Annotated in this window: 4 protein-coding genes; all 4 read left to right on the top strand. The window is 65.4% G+C overall.

Annotation, left to right across the window (positions count from 1 at the left end; all coding sequences use genetic code 11):
• Positions 1-1,153: UDP-N-acetylmuramoyl-tripeptide--D-alanyl-D-alanine ligase (locus AC0L23_RS39555; RefSeq protein ID WP_473358382.1), on the top strand; the 1,153-nt coding region annotated here is incomplete at its 5' end.
• A gap of 163 nt (positions 1,154-1,316) precedes the next feature.
• Entirely contained in the window at positions 1,317-2,420 is a 1,104-nt protein-coding gene (gene mraY, locus AC0L23_RS39560) for a phospho-N-acetylmuramoyl-pentapeptide-transferase (RefSeq protein ID WP_007600847.1), read from the top strand.
• 7 nt (positions 2,421-2,427) lie between these two features.
• Complete coding sequence (gene murD, locus AC0L23_RS39565) at positions 2,428-3,828, top strand: UDP-N-acetylmuramoyl-L-alanine--D-glutamate ligase (RefSeq protein WP_018454237.1); 1,401 nt, start codon at positions 2,428-2,430, stop codon at positions 3,826-3,828.
• Positions 3,829-4,066: 238 nt separating this feature from the next.
• The gene (ftsW, locus tag AC0L23_RS39570) at positions 4,067-5,218 is read left to right on the top strand and encodes a putative lipid II flippase FtsW (RefSeq protein WP_018454238.1); all 1,152 of its coding nucleotides are present in this window, start codon (positions 4,067-4,069) and stop codon (positions 5,216-5,218) included.
• Positions 5,219-5,349 lie beyond the last annotated feature (131 nt).

Raw genomic sequence — 5,349 nt, forward strand, 5'->3', positions numbered from 1 at the left:
GGCGTGCGCCCCCCCCCCCGCGCGCGCCCCCCCCCCCCCCCCCCAGCCCCCCCCCCCCCCCCCCCCGCGGGGGGGCGGGGGGGGGGGGGGCGGGGCGCCCCCCCCCCGCTTCAACGGGCCGGTGATCGGGCTCACCGGCAGCGCGGGCAAAACCAGCACCAAGGAATTCCTCGCGGCCTATCCCAATGCCTATGCCAGCCCGTCGAGTTTCAATAATTTCTGGGGCGTGCCGCTGACGCTGTGCAATGCGCGCCCCGACGCCAGTCTCTGGGTCGTCGAGATGGGCATGAACCAGGCCGGCGAGATCGCGCGGCTCAGCGAACTGACGCGGCCGACGGTCGCGCTCGTCGTCAACGTCCAGCCGGTGCATCTGGAGAAGCTCGGCTCGCTCGAAGCCATCCGTCGCGAGAAGGTGTCGATTGCACTCGGCCTGCCCGCGGAAGGCGTGCTGGTGCTGCCCGCCGGGATCAAGGCGCCGGACTGGAAGGGCAAGGTCATACGCTTCGGCGACAAAGCCGAGGTGCACGAGGTCGCGCACGCGCCGCATGGCGACAGCTGGCAGGTCGTGGCCGCGCTTGGCAAGAAAGAGATCGCGTTCAGCCTGACGCCGGGCGCGCCGCACCGCGTTCAGAATGCGCTGGCCGCGCTCGCATCGATCCGTGCGGCCAACCTCGATGCGGCGACGCTTGCGATCAAGCTCGACCGGGTCGGTATCATGAGCGGCCGTGGCGTCGAGCAGGCGGCCGGTGGCGTCACCGTGATCGACGACAGCTTCAACGGTAATCCGGCCAGCGTGGCTGCCGCGCTGCAAAGCTTGCAGGCGCGCAACACGACCGGTGGCCGCCGCATTGCCGTGCTCGGCGACATGCTGGAGCTGGGCGACGGCGCACCAACCTATCACATCGACCTCGCCAGGCATCTCGACGGCATCGACGGCGTCTATTGCGTCGGACCCCTGATGCGTCACCTGTTCGAGGTGCTTCCAGCCGGCAAGGGTCTCGGTTGGCACAACGACCCCGTCACGCTGAAGCCGGGCGAGGTCGCAAATCTGCTGAGGGCAGGCGATGTCGTGGTTGTCAAGGGCAGCAAGAAGATGTTCTGGGTCAACAAGTTTGTGCCGGGCCTAGTGGCCGCCTTGCAGGCAAGGGCGTAAACTGCTTGGAAGGCGCTGTTCCCGAATCCCCCCTTTCCGGCGCGAAGCCGTTCGTTTTCTTTAGAGGTCGCCCGACCCGATGATGAAGACCAGCGAATGCGCGTGAGGCAGGTTGACAAGGCCAAGATCAAGGCGCGTGCAAAGGCGCCATAGGACCGTCTGAATGTTTTACTGGCTGATCGAGCTCTCCAACACATTTCCGGGCTTCGGTGCCGTTCGCACCTTCCTGAACGTCTTCCGCTACATCACCTTCCGCACCGGCGGCGCCGTCGTCACCGGCGCGCTGTTCGTGTTCCTGTTCGGACCCTGGATCATCGACCATCTGCGCATCCGGCAAGGCAAGGGCCAGCCGATCCGGGCCGATGGTCCGCAATCGCATCTCGCCAAGAAAGGCACGCCCACCATGGGCGGGCTGATGATCCTGTCCGGTCTCACGGTCGGCACGGTGCTGTGGGCCAATCCGCTCAACCCTTACGTCTGGATCGTGCTGGCGGTGACGCTTGGCTTCGGCTTCGTCGGCTTCTATGACGATTATCTCAAGGTGACGAAGCAGACCACGACCGGGTTCGGCAGCAAGCTTCGCCTGCTGATCGAGGCGGCGATCGCGCTGGTGGCCTGCTACGCGCTGGTGCGGCTGAACCGCGATCCCGCGTCGACCGCGCTGACGATTCCTTTCCTGAAGGACACCGTGCTGCATTTCGGCTGGTTCTTCGTCGTGTTCGGCGCCTTCGTCATCGTTGGCGCCGGCAACGCGGTGAACCTGACCGACGGTCTCGACGGCCTTGCCATCGTGCCGGTGATGATCGCGACTGCGAGCTTTGCCATGATCGCCTATCTCGCCGGCAACGCGGTGTTCGCCGATTATCTCCAGATCAAATATGTCGCCGGCACCGGCGAGCTCGCCGTGCTCTGCGGCGCGCTGCTGGGTGCGGGCCTGGGCTTCCTCTGGTTCAACGCGCCGCCGGCCTCGATCTTCATGGGCGACACCGGCTCGCTCGCGCTCGGCGGCATGCTGGGCGCGATCGCAGTGGCGGTGAAGCACGAGATCGTGCTCGCGGTGATCGGCGGCCTGTTCGTGCTGGAGGCGGTCTCCGTCATCGTGCAGGTGGTGTCGTTCAAGATGACGGGAAAACGCATCTTCCGGATGGCGCCGATCCATCACCATTTCGAGCAACTCGGCTGGACCGAGCCGCAGATCGTGATCCGGTTCTGGATCATCTCGGTGATGCTGGCGCTCGCTGGCCTATCCACGCTGAAGCTGCGGTGAACGATCGATGATCCCCGTCACGTCCTTTGCCGGCAAGACGGTCGCGGTGTTCGGCCTCGGCGGCTCGGGGCTCGCCTCCTGTCACGCGTTGAAAGCGGGCGGCGCCGAGGTGATCGCCGCCGACGACAGCGCCGAGAATGTCGCCAAGGCTGCGCAAGCGGGCTTCATCACGGCTGATTTGCGCAACGTCTCATGGGCGAATTTCGCCGCGCTGGTGCTCGCGCCCGGTGTGCCGATGACCCACCCAGTCCCGCATTGGAGCGTGCTGAAGGCGCGGGAGGCCGCTATCGAGGTGATCGGCGACATCGAGCTGTTCTGCCGCGAAAGGCGCCGGCACGCGCCGGATGCGCCGTTCGTCGCCATCACCGGCACCAATGGCAAATCGACGACGACGGCTTTGATCGCGCATCTCACCAAGGTCGCCGGCTATGACACCCAGATGGGCGGAAATATCGGCACCGCAATCCTGTCGCTGGAGCCGCCGGGCATGGGCCGCGTCCACGTCATCGAGATGTCGTCCTATCAGATCGACCTCACGCCTTCACTCGATCCCTCCGTCGGCATTCTGCTCAATGTCAGCGAAGACCACATCGATCGCCACGGCACCATCGCGCATTACGCCGCGGTGAAGGAGCGACTCGTTGCCGGTGTGCAGGCCGGCGGCACCGCGATCGTCGGCGTCGACGACGGCTTTTGCCGCGATATCGCCGACCGGCTCGATCGCGCCGGCAAGAACGTGGTGCGGATCTCCGTCAAGAATCCGCTGGCCAGCGGCATCCATGTCGAGCACGGCCATATCGTGCGCAATTCGGGCGGCGCGCGCAGTGAAATCGCGGCGCTCGGCGGCATCGGTTCTCTGCGCGGCTTGCACAATGCGCAGAACGCGGCGTGCGCGGCAGCCGCCGCGCTCGCGATGGGCATCGGCCTCGACGTCTTGCAGAACGGCCTGCGCAGCTTCCCCGGCCTTGCGCATCGCATGGAGCAGGTCGGCCGCCGCGGCAACGTGCTGTTCGTCAACGATTCCAAGGGCACCAATGCCGACGCCACCGCGCATGCGCTGTCGTCCTTTTCGGACATCTTCTGGATCGCGGGCGGCAAGCCGAAGGCCGGCGGAATCACCGGCCTCACCGGCTACTTCCCGCGCATCCGAAAAGCCTATCTGATCGGCGAGGCCGCGCAGGAATTTTCGGGCACGCTCGGCACGAAGGTGCCGCACGAGATCAGCCAGACCCTCGACGTCGCCGTCGAGCAAGCCGCATGCGATGCGGAGGCGTCAGGCATCGCTGACGCGGTCGTCCTGCTGTCGCCCGCCTGCGCCTCCTTCGACCAGTATCGCAACTTCGAAATTCGCGGCACCAGGTTCCGCGAGCTGGTGCAGGCGCTGCCGGGCATGAAGCCGGTGGTGTAGGGACGCTGCTGGTTGTTGCTCCGCTGTCGTCGCCCGGCTTGACCGGGTGATCCAGTACGCCGCGGCTGTGGTTATGAACCCTCGACGTCTCTGGAATACTGGATGCCCCGCTTTCGCGGGGCATGACGGGCATTTGAGGTAAGCGCTCGCCTTCATCTCCAATCATCCCCGTTTCCTTAACCCCCCGGTAACCAACCTCGGCGACCAATGGACCGACCTCTGTCCGAAAGCGGCCGCCATGCTCTCCCGTGAAGAACGCACCCCCTTTTCCGAGTGGTGGTGGACCGTCGACAAGCCGCTGATGGGTGCCATCCTGGCGCTGATGCTGACCGGCGTGATCCTGTCGCTGGCGGCGAGCCCGCCGGTTGCGACCCGCATCGGGCTCGATCCCTTCCACTTCTTCAGCCGCCACGTGCTATTCCTGGTGCCGTCCTGCATCGTGCTGCTCGGGGTGTCCTTCCTGTCGCCGCGGGCGATCCGTCGCTCGGCGCTGATCATCTTTGCGGTCAGCATCGTCCTGATCGTGCTGACGCTCGCGATCGGCCCCGAAGTAAAGGGCTCGCGGCGCTGGATCACGCTACTCGGCCTCAATATCCAGGCCTCCGAGATCGCAAAACCGTCGTTCGTCGTCATGGCCGCCTGGCTGTTCGCGGAATCCACTAGGCGGCCAGAAATGCCGGCGACCTCGATGGCGCTGGTGCTGCTCTTGATGCTGGTCTCGCTGCTGGTGATGGAGCCCGACTTCGGCCAGACCATGCTGATCCTGATGGTGTGGGGCTCGCTGTTCTTCATCGCGGGCATGCGGATGATCTGGGTGTTCGGGCTCGCCGGCCTCGGCGCCGCCGGACTGTTCAGCGCCTATCTTTTTGTTCCCCACGTCGCCGGCCGCATCAAGCGCTTCATGAATCCGGCCTCGGGCGACACCTTCCAGGTCGATACCGCCATGGAGGCCTTCTACAATGGCGGCTGGTTCGGCCTCGGACCGGGCGAGGGCATCGCCAAGCGCAGCCTGCCCGACAGCCACACCGATTTCGTGTTCGCGGTTGCCGCCGAAGAGTTCGGCATCATCCTGTGCCTCGCGATGCTGGCACTGTTTGCTTTCGTCGTCATCCGGACGCTGTCGCGCGCCTATGCCAACGAGGACATGTTCTCGCGCTTCGCGGCCTCGGGCTTGGCGATCCTGTTCGGCGTGCAGGCCGCCATCAACATGTCGGTCAATCTCCAGCTCATCCCCGCCAAGGGCATGACGCTGCCCTTCATCTCCTATGGTGGCTCCTCGATCGTGTCGCTGGCCTATGGTGTCGGCATGATGCTCGCGCTGACGCGGCTGCGCCCGCGCACCGAAGTCGAGGCGAGCGGCCACGCCGAGGCGATGCGCAGCTACGCATAGTTTTTCGTCATTGCGAGCGAAGCGAAGCAATCCAGAATCTTTCCGCGGAGGGACTCTGGATTGCTTCGCTGCGCTCGCAATGACGGTGGTGTATGTGGGGCCTATTCAAACCCCACTGCCACCTTCCCCAG

The organism is Bradyrhizobium sp. MI1.4 (genome assembly GCF_055811315.1).

Coding starts and splice junctions, on each gene's coding strand:
- mraY (WP_007600847.1), top strand. CDS start 1,317: ATGTTTTACTGGCTGATCGAGCTCTCCAACACATTTCCGGGCTTCGGT.
- murD (WP_018454237.1), top strand. CDS start 2,428: ATGATCCCCGTCACGTCCTTTGCCGGCAAGACGGTCGCGGTGTTCGGC.
- ftsW (WP_018454238.1), top strand. CDS start 4,067: ATGCTCTCCCGTGAAGAACGCACCCCCTTTTCCGAGTGGTGGTGGACC.